22 protein-coding genes are annotated in these 19,608 nt (G+C 43.8%); 16 read left to right on the forward strand and 6 right to left on the reverse strand.

Annotated elements, in window-relative coordinates:
- The first annotated feature begins 2 nt into the window (after positions 1 to 2).
- The 9 genes from hyfE (at position 3) to ACZ45G_RS04950 (ending at position 7,925) form a co-directional block, all read left to right on the forward strand.
- Positions 3 to 644, forward strand: coding sequence for a hydrogenase 4 membrane subunit (gene hyfE, locus ACZ45G_RS04910; protein WP_464175572.1), 642 nt, complete (start codon positions 3 to 5; stop codon positions 642 to 644).
- 4 nt (positions 645 to 648) lie between these two features.
- Positions 649 to 2,151, forward strand: coding sequence for a hydrogenase 4 subunit F (locus ACZ45G_RS04915; protein WP_464175574.1), 1,503 nt, complete (start codon positions 649 to 651; stop codon positions 2,149 to 2,151).
- Positions 2,152 to 2,168: 17 nt separating this feature from the next.
- Positions 2,169 to 2,912, forward strand: coding sequence for an NADH-quinone oxidoreductase subunit C (locus ACZ45G_RS04920; RefSeq protein ID WP_464175576.1), 744 nt, complete (start codon positions 2,169 to 2,171; stop codon positions 2,910 to 2,912).
- Positions 2,913 to 3,041: 129 nt separating this feature from the next.
- Positions 3,042 to 3,905 carry a hydrogenase large subunit gene (locus ACZ45G_RS04925; RefSeq protein WP_464175578.1) on the forward strand — a complete coding sequence of 288 codons (864 nt, stop codon included), beginning with the start codon at positions 3,042 to 3,044 and terminating at the stop codon, positions 3,903 to 3,905.
- Positions 3,906 to 3,920: 15 nt separating this feature from the next.
- Entirely contained in the window at positions 3,921 to 4,448 is a 528-nt protein-coding gene (locus ACZ45G_RS04930) for a formate hydrogenlyase complex iron-sulfur subunit (RefSeq protein WP_464175580.1), read from the forward strand.
- Positions 4,445 to 5,233, forward strand: coding sequence for an NADH-quinone oxidoreductase subunit B family protein (locus ACZ45G_RS04935; protein WP_464175582.1), 789 nt, complete (start codon positions 4,445 to 4,447; stop codon positions 5,231 to 5,233). Before ACZ45G_RS04930 ends, ACZ45G_RS04935 begins: the two co-directional genes overlap by 4 nt.
- 49 nt (positions 5,234 to 5,282) lie before the next feature.
- Entirely contained in the window at positions 5,283 to 5,624 is a 342-nt protein-coding gene (locus ACZ45G_RS04940) for a formate hydrogenlyase maturation HycH family protein (protein WP_464175585.1), read from the forward strand.
- Position 5,625: 1 nt separating this feature from the next.
- Complete coding sequence (locus ACZ45G_RS04945) at positions 5,626 to 6,072, forward strand: hydrogenase maturation protease (RefSeq protein ID WP_464175587.1); 447 nt, start codon at positions 5,626 to 5,628, stop codon at positions 6,070 to 6,072.
- Between the two features lie 140 nt (positions 6,073 to 6,212).
- Positions 6,213 to 7,925: a class I adenylate-forming enzyme family protein gene (locus tag ACZ45G_RS04950; RefSeq protein WP_464175589.1), complete on the forward strand. Its 1,713-nt coding sequence runs from the start codon at positions 6,213 to 6,215 to the stop codon at positions 7,923 to 7,925.
- A gap of 294 nt (positions 7,926 to 8,219) precedes the next feature.
- On the opposite strand, the gene ACZ45G_RS04955 is transcribed toward ACZ45G_RS04950, so the two are convergent.
- Positions 8,220 to 8,666, reverse strand: coding sequence for a hypothetical protein (locus tag ACZ45G_RS04955; protein WP_464175591.1), 447 nt, complete (start codon positions 8,664 to 8,666; stop codon positions 8,220 to 8,222).
- Positions 8,667 to 8,838: 172 nt separating this feature from the next.
- On the opposite strand from ACZ45G_RS04955, the gene ACZ45G_RS04960 reads away from it, so the two are divergent.
- Positions 8,839 to 9,057: a hypothetical protein gene (locus tag ACZ45G_RS04960; protein WP_464175593.1), complete on the forward strand. Its 219-nt coding sequence runs from the start codon at positions 8,839 to 8,841 to the stop codon at positions 9,055 to 9,057.
- A gap of 119 nt (positions 9,058 to 9,176) precedes the next feature.
- Here ACZ45G_RS04960 and ACZ45G_RS04965 read toward each other — a convergent pair whose 3' ends face one another.
- Positions 9,177 to 9,491 (reverse strand): DUF4242 domain-containing protein, encoded by a 315-nt coding sequence (locus ACZ45G_RS04965; RefSeq protein WP_464175595.1) that lies wholly within the window; start codon positions 9,489 to 9,491, stop codon positions 9,177 to 9,179.
- Between the two features lie 623 nt (positions 9,492 to 10,114).
- Between ACZ45G_RS04965 and aprB the strand changes: the two genes are divergently transcribed.
- From aprB to ACZ45G_RS04985, 4 genes are all read left to right on the forward strand, one after another.
- Positions 10,115 to 10,558, forward strand: coding sequence for an adenylyl-sulfate reductase subunit beta (gene aprB / locus ACZ45G_RS04970; protein WP_464175597.1), 444 nt, complete (start codon positions 10,115 to 10,117; stop codon positions 10,556 to 10,558).
- A 10-nt stretch (positions 10,559 to 10,568) separates the two neighbouring features.
- A complete protein-coding gene (aprA, locus tag ACZ45G_RS04975) occupies positions 10,569 to 12,521 on the forward strand; it encodes an adenylyl-sulfate reductase subunit alpha (protein WP_464175599.1) in 1,953 nt (650 codons plus the stop codon).
- Positions 12,522 to 12,656: 135 nt separating this feature from the next.
- Entirely contained in the window at positions 12,657 to 12,932 is a 276-nt protein-coding gene (locus ACZ45G_RS04980) for a hypothetical protein (RefSeq protein WP_464175601.1), read from the forward strand.
- Positions 12,929 to 13,195: an ogr/Delta-like zinc finger family protein gene (locus ACZ45G_RS04985; RefSeq protein ID WP_464175603.1), complete on the forward strand. Its 267-nt coding sequence runs from the start codon at positions 12,929 to 12,931 to the stop codon at positions 13,193 to 13,195. Before ACZ45G_RS04980 ends, ACZ45G_RS04985 begins: the two co-directional genes overlap by 4 nt.
- Positions 13,196 to 13,276: 81 nt before the next feature.
- Here the strand turns inward: ACZ45G_RS04985 and ACZ45G_RS04990 are convergent, their stop codons facing one another.
- A complete protein-coding gene (locus ACZ45G_RS04990; RefSeq protein ID WP_464175605.1) occupies positions 13,277 to 14,068 on the reverse strand; it encodes a YkgJ family cysteine cluster protein in 792 nt (263 codons plus the stop codon).
- Between the two features lie 190 nt (positions 14,069 to 14,258).
- On the opposite strand from ACZ45G_RS04990, the gene ACZ45G_RS04995 reads away from it, so the two are divergent.
- A complete protein-coding gene (locus tag ACZ45G_RS04995; protein ID WP_464175608.1) occupies positions 14,259 to 15,665 on the forward strand; it encodes a sigma-54 interaction domain-containing protein in 1,407 nt (468 codons plus the stop codon).
- A gap of 67 nt (positions 15,666 to 15,732) precedes the next feature.
- Here the strand turns inward: ACZ45G_RS04995 and ACZ45G_RS05000 are convergent, their stop codons facing one another.
- From ACZ45G_RS05000 to ACZ45G_RS05010, 3 genes are all read right to left on the reverse strand, one after another.
- Positions 15,733 to 16,545 carry a cytidylate kinase-like family protein gene (locus ACZ45G_RS05000; protein ID WP_464175610.1) on the reverse strand — a complete coding sequence of 271 codons (813 nt, stop codon included), beginning with the start codon at positions 16,543 to 16,545 and terminating at the stop codon, positions 15,733 to 15,735.
- A 572-nt stretch (positions 16,546 to 17,117) separates the two neighbouring features.
- Entirely contained in the window at positions 17,118 to 17,489 is a 372-nt protein-coding gene (locus tag ACZ45G_RS05005) for a transposase (protein ID WP_464175612.1), read from the reverse strand.
- A 6-nt stretch (positions 17,490 to 17,495) separates the two neighbouring features.
- Complete coding sequence (locus ACZ45G_RS05010; RefSeq protein ID WP_464175614.1) at positions 17,496 to 18,047, reverse strand: TetR/AcrR family transcriptional regulator; 552 nt, start codon at positions 18,045 to 18,047, stop codon at positions 17,496 to 17,498.
- Positions 18,048 to 18,290: 243 nt separating this feature from the next.
- Here ACZ45G_RS05010 and ACZ45G_RS05015 point away from each other — a divergent pair, with 243 nt between their 5' ends.
- Entirely contained in the window at positions 18,291 to 19,430 is a 1,140-nt protein-coding gene (locus ACZ45G_RS05015; RefSeq protein WP_464175616.1) for a hypothetical protein, read from the forward strand.
- The last annotated feature ends 178 nt before the right edge of the window (positions 19,431 to 19,608 follow it).

Consider the following 19,608-nt stretch of genomic DNA (forward strand, 5'->3'; position numbering starts at 1 on the left):
CCATGAACACTATCACAGTCGCCTCCATTATAATGGCTGGGCTCTCTTTCCTGGTTTTTGAGACAAGGAAATTAAAACTTGCAACATATCTTTATTCTTTACAGACCTTTGCACTGGCTTTTATTTTTCTTATGCTGGGGTTGAAGTATGGGATAAATTCACTTTTTGTATGGGCTGCAACGGCCTTTGTCACAAAAGTGGTACTGGTGCCATGGCTTATTTTGAGGCTGATCAAAAAAACCGAAATCACCCAGGAAGAGGGTCCTTTTATCGGTGTCTACAATCCATTTTTATCCCTGGGTATGGCACTTTCGGTGGCCCTTATTCTCAATCCGGTTTTCCTTGAGTTTTCCCTTATCAACCTGGCCATTCCCCTGGCAGTATCCATCCTCGTATTTATGATGGGAATATTGGGAATGGTTTTTAGAAAATCTGTCATAAAACAAATCCTCTCCTACTGTCTGTTTGAAAACGGGGCCCATTTAACCCTTGCGCTTACGGCATACAATGCACCGGAAACGGTTGAAATCGGAATTATGACAGACGCCATATTCGCCGTTGTCATCATGGTGGCCCTGGGATCCAGATTTTTTAGATTTTTTGGATCACTTGATACATCACAGGCAAAGGAGCTGAAAGGATAAATCCATGAATATAAACAAAGAATTCTTACTGATAGCACTGTTGGCAGTTCCGCTTATTTTTTCACTGGTCACATGGCTTGCGGGGGGGATGAAAAAAATAAAAATCCTCAACTTTGTCCACTGCCTGGCAGCCGTGACAACCTCTTTTATTGGCCTTGCCGCTGTGCGGTCTGCATTAAAAAAAGAGACCATCACGGCCCTCAACGATTTTATCTTTATCGATCCTGTGGGGGCTGTTTTTATTGTTGTCATATCCGTTGTCGGGCTTTTGACAAACCTCTATTCTGTGAAATACATTTCCTGGGAGCTTGAATCAAAGGAGATCGAATTCATGGACGCCAGACTTTTTTTTGCCCTGTCCCATCTGTTTATTTTCACCATGCTGCTTTCGGTTATGTCAAATAACATCGTGCTCATGTGGATAGCCATCGAGGCAACCACCCTCTCCTCAGTATTTCTTGTCTCCCTTTACAGGAAAAAAAGTGCCGTTGAAGGGGGATGGAAATATATCGTGATCTGCAGTATCGGGCTCGCCTTTGGACTCTATGGAACCATTCTTCTCTACTCTTCTTCCCTGGGAATTATAGGAAATGCCCACGACGCCATGCTATGGACATCACTTTCACTCCATGGGAGGCAATTAAATCCAGGGGTGATGAAAATCATATTTGTTTTTTTCCTCATCGGATATGGAACCAAGGCGGGACTTGCCCCCATGCACACCTGGCTCCCCGACGCCCATGCAGAAGGTCCTGCACCTGCATCTGCACTGCTGTCGGCGGTTTTACTCAAATGTGCAATTGCAGCCATCATCCGCTTTTATTCGGTGGCGGTTCACTCTCCGGAAACACTTGTCTTTGTAAAGACCTGTCTGATGATCCTTGGACTGCTTTCCATCTTTATCGGTGCCCTGTTCATCCTCAGACAACGGGATCTCAAGAGAATGTTTGCATACAGTTCAACTGAAAATCTGGGTATTATCTCCGTGGCCATGGCCTTTGGCGGCAAGCTGGGACTCTTTGCCATGTTTTTTCATGTGCTGAACCATTCCCTTACCAAGGCACTGGCTTTTTGTACAGCCGGAAACCTTCAGCACATTTATGGGACAAGGGATATGGACCGGATGGGAGGGCTGTTCAAGATTGCCCCGGTTTCGGCTGTTTTTCTGGCCATTGCCATGTTTTCACTTGCAGGTCTTCCGCCCATGGCAATTTTCACAAGTGAATTTTATGCGATCATGGCGGGAATTGGGTCACACCAGTACCTGGAGGTTGCAATCTTGCTGATGGGACTGGGTATTGTCTTTTATGGACTGGTTTCCCATTTTAACACCCTTGCCTTTGGTGAAACCCCAGAGGAGATAAAAAATTCTGGGGAGGTCAGTCCAACGGCTAACTTGCCCTTGTTCGTATTTGCCATTCTTATTTGCACCATCGGAATTTTTCCGCCGGACTGCTGGACAGAACTTTTAAATAATGCCGTCGCACAAGTGCTTCAAAACCCATGATATTGGAGGTCAGGAAATTGAGAAAAGGAGATAGATTTATTAATGCCCTCGGGCAGAAATTTTCAGTTGAAGAGATCAGCCGCCAGCCGGAAGACCAGATAACAATACTGGTGGACAGAAATGACCTTCCTTTGGTTGTGAAGAGTTTATACTATGAGATGGGCGGGTGGCTTTCCACCATGGTCGCCAATGATGAAAGGGATCTGAACGGAAACTTTGCCGTCTATTACGTACTTTCAATGGAAGGCGGGAAACTCGATCCGACCGACGAACTCGCTCAGGACGAAAAATGTTGGATAATCGTAAAGGCCCTTATCCCCCCGCATGATCCGGTGTTTCCTTCGGTGACCCCCCTTGTGCCGGCAGCCGTATGGTATGAGAGGGAGGCAAGGGATATGTTCGGAATTATCCCCCAGGGACTTCCCGATAAACGAAGACTTGTTCTTCCCGATGACTTTCCTGAAGGGATATATCCCTTGAGAAAAGATGCCATGGATTACCGAGAAAGGTTCGCCCCCTGTGATCTGGACCATGAGCCGGACACCAAATTTAATGATCCCATTGGGTCAGGAACTGTGGATATTCCCCTGGGACCCTTGCATATAACGGCGGATGAACCGGGGCACTTCAGGCTTTATGTTGACGGAGAAACCATTGTTGACGCCGATTATAAGATGTTCTACATCCACCGGGGCATGGAGAAACTGGCTGAAAACAGAATGAATTATGACCAGATGGGCTATCTTGCCGAAAGGGTCTGAGGTATCTGCGGTTTTGCACACGCGGTCGCGTGTATCGAAAGTGCTGAACGTGCAGCAGGCGTAAAAGTTCCCCTGAGGGCCCAGGCCATCAGAACCGTTTGCCTTGAGATGGAGAGACTTCATTCCCATATGCTCAATATCGGTCTAGCGGCCGAGCTTACGGGTAATTTCACCGCATTTCTCCAGATGTTTAAAGTCAGAGAGATCGCCATGGAGCTTGCCCAGCATCTCACCGGAGGTCGAAAAACCTATGGGATGATAATGGTGGGCGGTGTCAGACGGGATCTTACGGCCAGGGAGCGCAATATTATGCTCACCCTTGTCAAACAGATAGAAACGGGGTTTAAAGAGTGCTGGGAAGCAGTACTTGATGCGCCAAACCTTCTTTCAAGATGGAAGGGTACAGGGATCCTTGATCCCCAGATCGCCCGGGATTTTTCTACGGTAGGACCAAATGTCCGGGGAACTGGAATCTTGCGCGATTCACGATATGACCATGCCTTTGACTGGTATAAAAAGGTCAAATTTGAAGTCCCGGTAGGGGCTGACGGGGATGTTCTCTCAAGGGAAACCGTAAGGGCAAAGGAGCTTATCCAGTCCGTTTCCATCATCCGCCAGACCCTTGAGTTAATGCCCAAAGGCCCTATTATAAATAAAGAGGCCTTTGTCGTTCCCCATACCTTTGCAATTGGACACGACGAGGCCCCCAGAGGTTCCAACATCCACTTCACCATGCACGGAAATGCGCAAAAGGTTTACAGGTGGAGGGTGAGGGCTGCTACCTACAACAACTGGCCGTCACTGAGGTTCCAATTAAGGGGCAACTCTATATCCGATGCGCCGCTTATCGTCTGCTCACTTGATCCTTGCTATTCTTGTACTGAAAGAATAACCGTTGTCAATGTCAACAATGGCAAATCAAAAATTATCGGTAAAGATCAACTGAAAAATTACGCAAAAACCCTTAAAAACTCTCCAATAAAAGATTTATAGGATGGGAGATATCCAATGAAACTTCTTGAATTTGCTAAAAAGGGAGGCAACGCAACACTTGCCTACCCCTTTGAACCCTATACACCGGGTGAAGATTACAGGGGAAAACCGGAATATATTTATGAAAAATGCCTGGGTTGCGGCGCCTGTTCCGTGGCCTGCCCTTCCAACGCCATATCATTGAAACTTAACAAAGAAAAGGATCTGCTGGTGTGGCAAATTGATTATGGCAGATGTATCTTCTGCGGCAGATGCGACGAAGTCTGCCCAACAGGGGCCATCAGACTTTCCCAGGAATTTCAGATGGCGGTCCTGTTTAACAAGGAGGATCTTCTGGTAAAAGGTCAATTCAAACTTAAATATTGTATAAAATGTGGAAAAGCGTTTACCACACAGAGACTCTTTAACTACCAGAAGGCACTTTTGAAATCCCTTAATCCGTCCCAGGAGGCAGACCCGGATCCCGGGCTCTGTCCCGGGTGTAAACAAAAACAAGCCGTTGAAAACAGCGTTGAATTTTTCCATATGGGAGGAAAAAGATGAAACCTCTATACGAAATTCCTGAACAGATAAGCCGGGAAAACAGTGTTGAGAAAAAGCTCAAACACCTGGCGAACATAAAACGCTCCTTTTTTGTATACCGTGTGGATGCAGGTTCTTGTAACGGATGTGATATTGAGATCTTTTCAGTGCTAACCCCCTGGTGGGATCCGGAACGGCTGGGATTTAAACTGGTTGCCTCACCGAGACATGCGGATATCCTTGTCTGCACGGGTTCGGTCACACGAATGATGCGATATCCTCTTTTAAGGGCCTATGAGGCCATGCCAGATCCGAAAATTGTTGTTGCGGTCGGAGCCTGTGGGTGTACCGGCGGTATTTTCCACGATACCTATGGAACATGGTCTGGAATTGACAGCCATATTCCGGTGGACATGTTTATCCCCGGATGCCCCCCCCATCCGGCGACCATTCTGGATGGTTTTGGTGTTGCCCTTGGTATCCTTGAACAAAAGCTCAAGCATCAGTCCCATGGTGGTGACCAGGGCGAACCGCCTGCTAATCTCCCTTCCATATTCGGAGATTTCCGGTTTGAAAAACAAGTCAAAATTGCCGCAAGAGAACTCATGGGATATATCCATGGCCGCAAACTTTACGATAAATACATGGCCCTGCTTGGACAGTCTGCCAGGCCGGATAATATTTCAGAGGTGGGGGGGCTTGTGGATGATTTTCTCAAAAAAGAAGAAGATCCAAGATTTGCAGAGTGCATGGAAGTGCTTCACAAGCATGTTTATCTCAAATGGATGAATAAATTTGATGAATAAATTTGATGAATAAATTTAACGTTGTTCCCATCCCACAAAAAGGATTTAGATGATACGGATATTCAGACTAAAACAGAGAAATATCGATCCTGATACGGATTATAAAAATCCCGTAGATCAGATAAAACTTCATGTGATGAAGAATGGTCACGGCCTTGGAACCATTGATTTTGCAGAACAGATAATGGAAATAGAGGAGACAGATTATAAAGAGATCGCCAACTCCGGCGGTGAATATACCCGATTCAAACTTGGCAATCTTATGAAATACTTTGAGATTGATCTATATCCGGAACACGCAGAACGGATAAAAAAGGAGATTCCGGATTCAAAATTCAGGGATCTTCTTAACCACCTAGAACAAGGTTTTCTTACCCTTCGGATGGATTGATATGAAAAAGGCCATTCTTACCATGGGCAACACCCTTCGTGGTGATGACGGAGTTGCTGACCTTACCGGCAGACGGATGGAAGACGCTTCCCAATGGAAGGTCTTCTATGGCGGAGATACCCCTGAAAACCAGTTTCATAATATTCGCGTTTATTCCCCGGATATTATCGTGGTCATCGACGCTGTAACGGGTATAGGGGAAGGCACTGCAGACTTCATTGATCTTGATGAAGACCCGGGATACAGTTTTGCAACACATAATATTCCGGTTCAGCTGTTGATGAAATGCCTGAAAATAGAGTATCAAAATGTTTTGTTCCTGGGAATCGGTATAGATAAAAAGCATGCCCTGGAAATTGGAACAGGGCTGTCCTCCAAAGCCGAGAGGGGATCAGGCAGGGCCATGGAAAAAATAGAGCAGCTTGATATGGAGTTGACCTCGTTGTAGGGCAAACCGGCGTTCTGGATCGGGGAGACCCATCTCACCGGGATTTTTGATTTGCTTATATATATACAAAATAGAGTACTTTTGTTATGAGGTAAATGAACAGTAGTCTAATACTGATAATTCAACCGGAGACTTTATTCATGAAAACAAAACTGAGAGACGCTGATTTTCAAGGCCCTCATAAGCTACCGCTCCTGCCTGATCATATCATGAGGTGGGCAGACCTCACACCTGATAATGACTGCATTGTGTTTGCTGATAACGGGCAGGTCATAAGTTACAAGGAATTTGATGAATTGACTGACCTCTATGCGATGCGCTTGAAAAAAATGGGGATAGGCAAGGGAGATATCGTCGTTACACAGTTCCTGGCAGTTCCTCAGTTCTATTTACTCGTTTACGGCTGCCTTAAGATCGGCGCCATCATCTCTCCTCTTGACGTGAAAGAGCAGCCGCACGAGGTGGTTCGAGACCTTGACAAGATCGAAGCCAAGGCCTTCTTTTGCCTTGGCAAAACACCGATCAGAGATTTTGGGGAAATTGCCCAAACTATAAAAGAAAAATGTCCCTATGTTGACCATATTGTACAGTTGTCAGCCGACGGCGCCATAGACGGTGCAAAGGATTTCATCGACCTCTTTGGTGAAAAGGCGCTGGAGGAACTGAAATCCGATACCACACTTGCAAAGCAGCTCCTTGATGACTATGAGAAACTGACGCCTCGTGATCCGGCCCTTATTATCTTCACTACAGGAACGACAGGTGAGCCTAAGCCGGCCCTGATGTCTCACCTCAGTATCATGACAAATAACGAGGTGTTCTCACGCGGAGTGGGACTCTATGGCACCGATTACCGTTTTCTCAATATCATGCCAACAAGCCATGTTGCCGGGACAGCCCAGGGCCCCATGACGGCCTGGTACCAGGGCGGCGCCATTATTAGCCTCAGCATATTCGAGCCTGTCAAGTCACTTGAAGCGGTTCAAAAATACAAGGCCACCTTCTTCGGCGGAGTTCCCACCATGTTCAGAATGATATGGGCACTGCCCAACTACAAGGATTTTGACCTCAGCAACCTCAAATATTCCCTGTACGGAGGAAGTGCGGTAGATACTGCTTTTCTCAAAGAAATGGCGAAGATGTCACCGACATTCGGTACGGCACTGGGAATGACAGAGACATCCGGATATTTCACCTGTACACCCAGGGGCATTTCGGTTGAAGAACTGGCAGGACAGGTGGGCCAGTTCTACCCTGAACTTGCAAAAGTCACAATTCGCAAACCCATGAATGAGGACGGAACAGCAGGCGAGGAGATCAAGGGGGACGATCCGGGGGAGATTTGCGTGGATGGTGATGTCGTGTTCCTTGGCTACTACAACAATCCTGAAGCCACAGCAAATGTCATATCAAAAGAAGGAATCCTCTACACAGGTGATATGGGAGCCTTGAAGGATATGGGCACCTACAAAGCTCTGGTCTTCGCAGGCCGGAGGAAATTTGTAATTAAGCCCAAGGGATACCTGGTGTTCCCTGACGAGGTCACCGAGTTTATCAGCAGGCACCCGGAAGTTACCCAGGCGCAGGTTGTTGGAACGCCGCACAAAATTTTCGTTGACGGTGTATTTGCCTTTGTGCAGCCGAAACCGGGTTCATCCGTCACCAAAGAAGACATACTTGAATACTGCAAAGGAATAGCATCTTACAAGCGGCCCATACATGTGGAGTTCTGGCCTGTTGACCAACAGTTTCCCATGAACAAGACAGGCAAGATCAATGTCATGGAACTTATTGACAGGGCAAAGCAAATCACACAAGAACTCCGAAAGCAAGGCAACTGGGATGTATTATAGATAATTATGCATACATGCCGGGTCCGATGAGAGTGAAGTCGTCCCGGCATTTCAAGCCTTTGGCCCGGTCAAGGAGGTATAAAATCCAGCGCCACAATCTATTCATGCGGCACCTTTCTTTTGTAAACTGTAAGGTTTTATAAGGATTTCAGCCGATATTCCTAAACCTTTCTTATCATGGTGATGGACAGAACGCTTTTTTTATTTAATATCTCTGATACTCGTGCTCGTGAACCAATAAGGGGGATTAAAGAAGAATTTTTCAATCCCCATGGTTTAGGGCTCAACAAATTATTAAAAATAGATTTTTGTATAGAGGAGAACTCCGGAATAATTAAATAGAATATTTCCGTTAAAATTCACGCCGGGGAAATCGCTGTCTCCTTTGGCCTCAACGTCCACCTGAAGATGTTCAAACCCCAATCCAAACCCTATATTCTTGAACAGATTATACTCTATGGCCATTCGTATATCAATTATGCTGCCTTCATAGTTATCATATTCGAGATAAAAGAAATCTATATTGGATTTAAGAAACAGTTTAGGGGTGATGGCAAAATCTCCCCTAAGGCCAATCACCGGAAGGGGCGCTGTTACGGAATCTTCTTCATGTCCCTCGAGCAAGTTTGTTGCCTTTATACTATAATCGATGGGGATTACAAAAAGCCCCGCCGATGCAGCCAGATCGAAACGATCATCCTGGAAAAAAGAATAGGAATAGGTGGCCTTGAAAATTTTCATGTGCTTTTTTATCCATAATTTTTGCCGCGAAATGATCAGTTTCCAATTGCTTTGTTATTATCAATCTGATATTTTTTTTGTGCCTAGTTCAACACCCCTTTAATAGCACCCAATATGATCAAGTAGTTTAGGGTTTACAATTATTGATAAAACAAAAAAAGGATAAAAAATTATGGCAAATGAAAAAAATACCCTTGTGATTAATGTTAATGTGGAAATAACAGCAATAGCGCTTCAGGCAATCGTTGAAAATGCTAAAAAAATTACAGGACGCAATTCAAAAGGCGTTTATCGAGTGGATACTGCAGATAAAGTCAGCCAGGTAATATCACGGTTTCTTTTGCAAAACGATTTTGAAAATTATGCAAAAGATATTGAAAATTGTGTTTAAAAATATAGAGGCCTTTGCAAAATCAGAAAGGTTGTGAAAAGGCCTCTATAACACGCACAATAATCCCAGGAAAACGGGGCACCCCTATTGGCCGATAGATAGGCATGCCTGTGTACTTATCAATTCCCAAGGTTATCAGCAATTGCATCTTTTTTCAGGTGCTCGTCCCATCCTTCTCCCCAAAGATCTGGAATCGTTTCTTCCACGGGAGTTATAGAATCCCAGCTAATACCTATTTCTGTAAAAATATTTTTCAACTCTTCTTCCCCGGGGGCCAGCCAGATACAATAACGAACACCTTTATCTTCATTAAAATAAGTTCTCACCCATGTGGCTGTTTCCACCCTTGCCAGTTTTCTCCAATTGGCCTGCACATCTTTGCAGTCAACTCCAGGCGTATTATGAACCATTACGAATTTTTTTAATTTTCCCATTTTAAATCTCCTTTGTTTATGATTGAAACATGTTGCAATTATCTCCTGTAATTGCCCATTTGAAAAACAACAGATGAGTTCTGATAAATGAGCTTCAATAATTGTGCCATGGCAATAATATCGCTTTTGTTCTTATCCGGTCTTTCATGGCTCCTTGTCCTAGGACTCAAAAGTAGCGCTACATCGTATTCAATCGTCCCAGGTCTGTCGATCAAAACAGATGATTCCAGGGAGTGTTAAATAATAATTAACTGGTGGCGCTACAATATTCTTGGTGGCGCTACTTATCCAGTCACCCTGTTTCGATCCCCCGGATTGTCAATCCTAATTACCTGTTTTTAATGAATTATCAACTTTATCAGGGGGCACAGGCGTCATTGCCATATGGCATGTATATTGCTGTATTTTAAAGAAGACAGGCAGCTTACTTCATCATTCGGCATCCAGGCAAGCAGTTTTTCTTTCTCAACACCCATGGCTGTTTTTTTGACAAGGAGTTCAGTCACGCTCAGAGTAAACAATGGGGAAAATCTATACGACAGGTAGGTCAACCCGCGTCATGATAAGGTAAGCTGAAATGATAATAACGTTTTAAATCTGTTTAAATACGATAAGGAGGTAAAATGCCAAGTTATGTCATTAATGAAAAATGTGACGGGTGCAAGGGAGGCGATAAAACCGCTTGTGAATACATATGCCCTAACGACCTCATGACCTTAGACGTAGACTTGATGAAAGCCTACAATTCAGAACCTGACATGTGCTGGGAATGCTATAATTGTGTTAAGATCTGCCCATCCCAGGCCATCGAAGTCAGAGGATACGCTGACTTTACGCCTCTGGGCGCAAATGTTGTGCCGTTAAGAGGCAGCGATGATATTATGTGGACAGTCAGTTTCAGGGGGGGAACCGTAAAGCGTTTTAAATTCCCAATTAGGACAGTGGCTGAGGGAAATGTTGTACCCGATGGTGATTTTGGTGAAGGTACCGGGACATTGGATGACCAATTATTGTTCACGGAGCCAGCTTCTTTAAGAGCTGATAAACTATGGACCCTTAAAAATTAAAGGATACATCATGAAGAATTTTGAAACTGTTGAAGTATCAACAGATCTTTTGATCATTGGTCCAGGTATGGCTGGATCTGGGGCATGCGTGGAAGCCGCGCATTGGGCCAAACAAAACAATTTAAAAGTAACCGTCGTGGATAAAGCAGCCATGGAGAGAAGCGGTGCCGTCGGCATGGGACTTTCCGCGATAAATCAGTACCAGGGCGAAAATACACCCGTGGATTATTTAAGTTATGTCCGTCAGGACTTGATGGGGCTTTGCCGGGATGACCTTGTGATGGACATTTCCAGGCATGTAAACGGCAGTGTCCATCTATTTGAAAAATATGGTCTGCCAATCTGGAAGGACAAAGAAGGCAATTATGTGCATGAGGGCAGATGGCAGTTGATGATCAACGGGGAATCCTACAAAGCCATTGTCGCTGAAGCTGCCAAAACAGCTGTGGGCATAGATAACATCTATGAACGTGTCTTTATTATTAAACTATTGTTGGACAAAAATGATAAAGAACGGGTCTGTGGTGCCATTGGATTCAGTGTCAGGGAAAATAAAATTTATGTATTCAAGTGCAATGCCTGTATTGTCAGTGCCGGCGGTGCGGTACATGTCTTCAAACCCCGATCCACTGGCGAAGGATTGGGCCGGGCATGGTATCCCCCATGGAATTCCGGGTCCAGTTCCTATCTCACCACAGCAGCCGGTGCTGAAATGAGTTCCCAGGAAGTGGTCTTTATTCCTGCGAGATATAAAGACGGCTATGGACCCGTGGGGGCATGGTTTTTATTGTTCAAGGCAACAGCCACCTCGGCCACCGGGTTTGATTACATGGGAGAAGGGCTTGCTGAAGGCGGAGAACTGCATAACTGGCCGCCTTATGGAGAGGTAAAGCCCATTCCAACCTGCCTGAGAAATCATCTGATGATGAAGGAAATGTATGAAAAGGGGGATGGCCCCATATTCATTCATACGGATAAAGCCATTGCCAAAATCGCAGAAGCAGCACCGGATAAAAAAACCTATAAAAAAGAAATGAAAAAGCTTGAAGCTCAAGCATGGGAGGATTTTCTGGACATGACCATCAGCCAGGCGGTTCTCTGGGCATCAAAGGATGTTTTTCCAGAAGAAAGCGCTTCTGAAATTATGCCGTCGGAACCTTATTTTATTGGGTCTCATTCAGGGGCTTCAGGTGCCTGGACAAGCGGACCGGAAGATATTCAAACCGATGATTCCAAGGGTGATTATTTCTTCGGGTATAACCGCATGACAACAATTAAGGGCCTTTTTGCTGCGGGTGATGGTGTTGCCAATTCAAGTCACAAATTTTCATCCGGTTCCTTTACAGAAGGCAGAATTGCTGCCAAAGCAGCGATTAAATTTTGTGTTGAAAACAGGGATAAACCAGAACCGGATACGGGTGTTATTGAAAAACTCAAGGCAGATATCCAAGCGCCATTGGCGCAGTACGAAGACAACACCGGGTATACCACCCTGGGGGCTGCTAAAAAACGGTATGATATGCCCGTGGAAGAGGTTAACCCCAACTTTATTACGCCTAAAATGGCATTATTCCGTCTCAATAAAATTATGGATGAATATGTCGGCGGCTGCGGTTCTCAGTACAATTGCTCTGCTGTCACACTGAATATTGCGCTCAAAGAATTAAACTGGCTCAAAGAAGACCTGTCTAAACTTGGTGCCAGGAACCTTCATGAGCTAATGCGGTGTTGGGAAAACATACAAAGAGTTCAACTGGCTGAGGCACATACCCGCCATAAATTATTCAGAGAGGAAACCCGATGGCCCGGATATTTCTATCGAACAGATTTTCCCAAGATGGATCAGGAGAATTGGGGAGATGTGTTTGTCAATTCAATCTATGATGAGAAAAAAGATGAATTCAGCGTTTTTAAACGAACCAAACACAGTTTGGTTCAAATCGATAAAGTGGTAGGGATGTAAACGGGTGATACATTCTTTCCGCCTGAGATACTTGTGTAATGCCATTCACAGTATCCCTCCAGATTACAGCCGAACAAAAACCCTTTTTTTGTTCGGCTGTAATTAACACTAATGATATTTATTGATAATAAACAGATGAAAAAAAACAACTCAACAGACAATATACAAAAATGGTATGACCTGGGCTATGCCCATGGCGTCACCTTTGCCCATGAAGAGGCTGATTATGAAGAACTCGCCGCCATATCTGAAGAAAAGGCCATACCCGCTCAATGGGATATCTTTAGAGCACAGATCTTGAACAGATTCTTGGCAAATTCTTCATTTGATTTTTCGGCATATTCCAGAGGATTTGGCTGTTCATGTGAAAAAGTTTTTAAAACCCTGACACAAAAAGGAAGTCGGTCATGATAAATGAAAAAATACCTGTTTGCCCCTATTGTAAAGGGGAAATGAAAAAATGGAAGGTCCCTGTCGCATCGACCTGGGGAAATGAATTCTTCTATGTTTGTTTTAATGAAGATTGCCCCTATTTTAGAGAAGGGTGGCAATATATGTGGGACACACAAAAAACCTATGCCTCATACCGGTGCAAATTTGATCCGGATTCAGGCAAATATATGCCGCTGCCGGCATGGTCAGAGGATGCCTTAAAAGAAAATATCATGGACTAAGGACCTCAAATTTTATAATCTTAACAAAATCGCGTAGAATTTTGGTTCAACTTATTTCATCTGCGGCCCTAAACCACACGATTATTTAATGCCGAGTTTTTCTTTTCTCGCTAGCATGACGCTTGGCTTGAGCTTCAGCCCTTGTTGCTTGAGCAAACCAAATTCAATCCATCGCATGGCAAACCTGTAAAGAGCCGTGTCATCTCGACGAATCCGGGCAATTTCCTGCTCTTCAATATCAAATTGTCTTAAAAAACTGGTTTCAAAAACAAATTTCCTGAATTGATCAATATCATAGCAGGCCATGAAAAACATTTTTTGAATTTGTTTGTTTTCAATTTTCTTGTCACTTAAAAATGAAGCGGTGGTTATATCCTTGAATAATGATTCCATCTCCTGATAAACCGGGACATTTTGTCGATCAAGCCATCCTTTCACAGTTGACGAGGTATCCGATTTAAACCCCTGGCAGAAAGGCACGTCCATGATTGAATAATAAACCTTTCCTTTCTTTTCAGTGATCTTGGTTGACTCCGGCTGCAAGGGGTACACCCGGCATGCCCAGGGACGGCTTTCATATACGGCACACCCGGAACCAGTCACAAATGGACAGCTCGTTTGTTCATCATCATTCATTTTTAATCCCACTACCGGCAAGCCGCTTTCCCCCATAAGGGTATATGTATATTTTTGTAAAAATTGTCCGGACAATATGTTCAGACAATTTTTTAATTGAATAATATCATAGGGCATTAAAAATATGTTAACATTCCGGCAACACCGTGTAAAACAGTCCAGTTGACGGGTGCATTCAAAACAAAAATCATCTTCAGGTTTTAACACGTTTAACCCGTTATGTTTGTTATCAATCACGTCTCCTCCTCAAAAAAAAATGGTTTACATAATGACAATCAATATTTATGCCAAATATGACATTTTTTTGTTATTTTCAATAAAAAAGAAGGTTTCATGGATAAAGATAGGGTTTACTTAGCATTTGGTTTGTTATAACCTAGCATAGATAATGGTATTATAACGCTTACCCTGTTACCAGGGAGACGTCATGACTGATATTAAATATGAAATTCAAACCAACGAATTTGTAAAGTCACTCCTTGAATCCATCGGAGATGGTATTTTTGTCCTTGACCCTCAAGGAACCATCATTGCCTGGAATCCGGCGATGGAAAAAATCACCGGTTATCTGGCGGGTGAAATAAAATACAAGAGCTGCCAATTTTTGCATTTCAGTCAATGCTTTGATAAAAAATGCCCCACCACGATTCAAGACTGCGGTATTCTAAAGCGGGGCCGCGTTGAACCAACGGAATGCTTTTTAAAGCATAAAAATGGCCATAATGTATCTGTTACAAAAAATGCCCGGGTTATCAGGAATAAGGACGATGAGGTCATCGGTATTGTTGCAGCGGTAACAGACCTCACCGAGTTAAAAAATGCCCGATTAAAAATGGAAGAAGCCACTCGCCGCCTGGGCGAGTTGAACCACCTGGGCGGGATTATCGCAAAAAGCCAAATCATGCAGAACGTTTTTTCCTTTATCAAAGCCTCGGCAGCCTGTGATGCCACCATATTGATACAGGGTGAAAGTGGTACTGGAAAAGAGCTGGTAGCCGGCGCAATTCATTCCATTGGAGAACGGCGGGATAAGCCCATGGTTACCATCAACTGCAGCGCACTTCCGGAATCGCTTTTGGAAAGCGAATTGTTCGGCCATGTAAAAGGGGCCTTTACCGGTGCCAGCCAGGATCGTGTCGGTCGATTTGAACAGGCAGACGGCGGCACCGTCTTTTTAGACGAGATCGGAGAAATTACCCCGTATATACAGGTAAAACTGCTGCGGGTGATCCAGCAAAAAGAAATTGAACGGGTGGGCGAATCCAGAAGACGGAAAATAGATATCCGGGTGATCACGGCTTTAAACAAAGATCTAAAATCCATGGTTGATGCCGGCACCTTCAGGGAAGATCTTTATTACCGGTTGAAAGTTTTCCCCATTTACCTGCCACCCCTGAGAGAACGAAAAGAAGATATCCCGCTTTTGGTCCATCATTTTATTAAAACAAACAATACAAAGTCAGATGTCAATGTAAAAGGAATTTCAAAAACTGCATTAAAAGCCTTCATGGATTACGCCTGGCCTGGGAATATAAGGGAGCTGGCCAATGCCATCGATCATGCCTTTGTTTTATGTTCCGATCGGGAGATCTACCTTTCGGATTTGCCCTTTGAAATTCGAACGCCATCTGCCATGGCTGTATCCGGTGTCAACAATCCCTGGTTAGAACCTGAACATACCAGGCCCCAACACCAGAAATTGACCAAAGAAGTCCTTCTCCATCATCTCCATGAAAGCAACTGGAACAAGGCGGAAGTCGGACGGCGTGTCGGACTGAGCCGGGCCTCTATATGGAAATATATGAAAAAATGGGATGTCCCCCTTCAACCCTAACCTGGACAAGCCAGAACCCAAAAGGTTTCATTTAATAATAAGCGAATGTATAATGAATATCCAATAATCATTTGTCAACGGAATTAACACCATGACATAATTGAGTTAACTTGAATATTTTATTTCGTTCTATTTCATTGGCAAAAGAACCGGTAATTTTTATGTGACCCAGTTTTTTGCATTCAACCTTTAGATCAATATGCTCGGAGATCTCTTTACTTATCATTGCTTCGACCCTTTTTTTAAGGGATAAACGTTTAAAGTTATCTTTATCATCATCTGTTAAAGGCTGTGCTTTTTCAATTTTGTTTGCATAATCAAGAATCGTTGAAATAATGAGATCCGAGCCAAGCTGATAGTGATCAAAACAACTGATTTTACCTGTAAAAACGAGGCTATATGATTTTACTTCTGAAATATCTGTTTTAAAAAGATATCGTATAAAATTATCATGCTCATGATCTTTTTTTTGAAGAAGTTTTTCAGCAAGGATATGAGTGACACCTTCTTTTTTTTCAAGATAAGAACATCTGATATCAAACGGGGCCATAATTCGAATGTTTAACACATAGGGCTGGTTCAGGATGTACTGACTGCCCCGTCCCAAGATAACAATGTTGTCATGACTGGCTTCTTCAAAAAGAATCGCCTGTACAAGACAGTTGTAAACCTGTGGATTTTTAAAAAAATGCTTAAAAAAACCAGGTTCTTTCTCATTTGCCAAATCCTTCAGCTCATCGGAAAAATTGCAATGGAAGTCTTTAACTTTGTTGTTAATTATAAACTTATCAATAAGTTTGTAATTTAACTTTTTTGAGATTTCTTTCGCAATCTCATCACCGAAACTATAAGGTTGTCGTGAAATAGTAATAATAGCCATTATAACACTCCTTTTCAAATAATTAGCATACTCATTTATTTGTCGTTTTATGACACATGTCCGCCAGAAGCCGCAGTGACACACACGTTATCCCAAGTGCCTTCCGATTTTCCAAAATGAGTCTCAACACATTTGCAAGGTGGGATTTCTCCAGGATTATGTGGCTGATAAACACCAAGGCCACATGTTGCTGACTGTGCCATGGCGAAACCGATAAAAATGATAAATTTCTCGTTTACATCTGCTAAAAATTTAGAATCTGAATATATACATAGCAATTACCATACCCGACGGAAAAATTGAGGGCGATAAACTGCGCGAAAAACTTGCCATCCAAACTTTTGTTCCGCGAATCGGAGTGCTGTTCGGTTTTTATTTAAGGCACTTCCCATTGGCATGGTGTATTTGAAGTTCAGCAGGATCTTTACAAATTAAAGTCAATTTTTGAAAAACGACTAAAGACAGGTAAAATAGAAGAATAAAATCACTGACAGGGGCTTATCCTTTAAGGCCCTGATCCGGGCCGTTGACAGGTTTTATCACATTTGTTTGTGGTAAAACCTGTTTTGGGTTTATTGGGAGATGCCTTTTTTAGGGCGACCTCTTTTCTTTTTTTGCTTCACGGCTTTGATCTTTTTCATCGGCTTCTCTCGGGCATCAATGGATGTGGAATCCCTTGATATATGGCCGGTAATTTTATCCCCCATATGCTTTTTGATGACATTGGCATGGGCGATCTGAGTCAAACCTGATTTAGAAAATTCTTTAAACGCCCTGGAAAATGATGATTCATGAGGAACGTCACAGGCTTTTTGCCAACCACAAATTCTTCGCAAAGGCGGGCTGATCTTCAACCTGTCAATTAGTGCCCTGGTCGTATCTATATTATAAGTCGCCTTTGCTATAAAGGCTCTTGCTATCTGTTTCCTGTTTTTGAGGGCCACTATAGATCACTTTTGTATTGCAGGCGGAGGAAGAAATACGGCTTTGGATATTTTTTTGAACTCTTCTTCGGTATGCAGACTGCGAATCTGCTGTAGACCGATATATATGGCATAGGTCCTGTAGGACTTGATGCGGGCATCATCTTTATCAAACCCTGCCTGAATATAATTCCTGTAAGAAAAACCCAGCCGGTTCTGATCGATGCGGTCCTGAAAATTTTTGACAAGTTCATTGTGCTGGGACCAGGCTCGGATGGCGATTTCAAGCCCGGGCGGCACATTGAAGGCCCGCTTTCTCAAATCGCTCACATAGGCCAGTCTTTGTTCAGTTTCCAAATCTTTTTCCAGGGGAACAAGCGGATAAAGACGTTCAAAATAGACAAGCAGTTCAGTGATATACTGTTCCCGGTTTTTAAAATGGAAATAAAACGATCCCTTGGTTTTTCCGATCCTGCCTGCAACATAGTCAATGGATAAAGCACCAGGACCCTTTTCCTCAAGAGTTTTTAAACCCTGTTTCAGCCAGACAGCTTTTGCCTGGGGTATTTTTTTATTCATAAAACCATCCTTTTTCTTGACATTAGAACTTGATCTCTATAGCTATACCATACCGTATGGTATGGTGCATGCCAAAATCTTGTTTACCCTAACCTGATTAAAAGGAACAGGTCAAGGTAATGTTGTGGTCTTGTCATGCTGAAAATCAAATTTCGGCAACGCAGTTCACGATATTTTTGGGACTGCGGTTTGCCCCGGGGCAATATTTAACAGGACGGAAAACCAGTACCAACAGGAGGGAAGATGAAAAGATTAATCGTTATTTTTTTTTGTGTGTCGTTTTTTCCTAGTATTGCGGCTGCGGCCGAATGGAACTTTTACGGATCAGCCCGTGTTTCTACTTTTTACACTCAGTTTGAAAAAGATTCATTTACATCCTCGTCTGCAGCGTTAGGACTTACGAACGGACCGGATACGGAAAATTATGAGCAGAATATAACCGGGAATGCCAGGATCGGGGGTAAAGTAAACGTCAGTGACTCTTTGAAAGGCCAGTTTGAATACGGTGCCCTGGGTGGTAAGGCCAATGTCCGTATCCTCTGGGGGGAATGGAATTTTGGGGCAGGGTCCCTGGGCGTGGGCAAAAATTACACCCCGCTAATTTTTCCATACTCCAACCAAGTGTACAATGTTAACGGATTCAACAAAGGTGATACCAATATGAGTTATTTTGGCATGCTTTATGGTGACAGAAAAGCCATGATCCAGCTTCAACTTGGTGAATTCAAAATCGCAGCTGTTGAACCCAACACCCTGGTTTACGTAACACCAACCAGTGTCGATCAGCCTGACACAACCGTGCGCATTCCCAGCATCCAGGCCAAATACAAACACAATTTCAATTGGGGACACTTAGGTGTGGCTGCCGGTTATCAGACCTTCGATGTCAACAAAGACGGGGCAAGCTGGGAGGTCGAATCCTATGTGCTCGGCGTTGGCGGACAGCTGAATTTAGGTGCTGCCTATTTTAAAGGGAATATCTGGGGCGGGCAGAATGTGGGGAACATGGCCAATATTTTGGTTAGCACCAAGCTGTGGTCAACGATCAACAATGCCGGGACCGCCGATCTGGACGGAGATGGCTTTGGCCTGTCCCGCTGGGACGGTACAAAGATAACGGACAAAGACAGTCTATGCTGGCTGGCTGTGGTTGGGTATGAGATCAGAAAAGGGCTTTACACCGAGGCTGGGTGCGGGTATGTATCGACCAAGCTTGATACATACGGCGCATCAACAGACGACTGTTTGGCGGTCTACCTTCAGCTCACAATTTTTCTGGCTCCTGGTGTATTTCTCACTCCGGAAATCGGCCAGTGTGATTTCAAACAGGACGACCAGTCCAAGCTGAACTATGCCGGGATCAAATGGCAGATTAATTTCTAATACGATGGAATTTTGACAAAGGATAGGAACTTTTTTTTCTAAGCCTAAAAAATATCCCCCCAACCCAACAATAACACAACATGTTGTGTTATTGTTGGGTTGGGGGGGGGGGGAAAGACCACTCAAAACGGAAAATAAATATTAGCCCGGAAAATTGATTACATCAAAAATAAGCTGG

It is taken from the genome of Desulfoconvexum algidum (assembly GCF_055382125.1).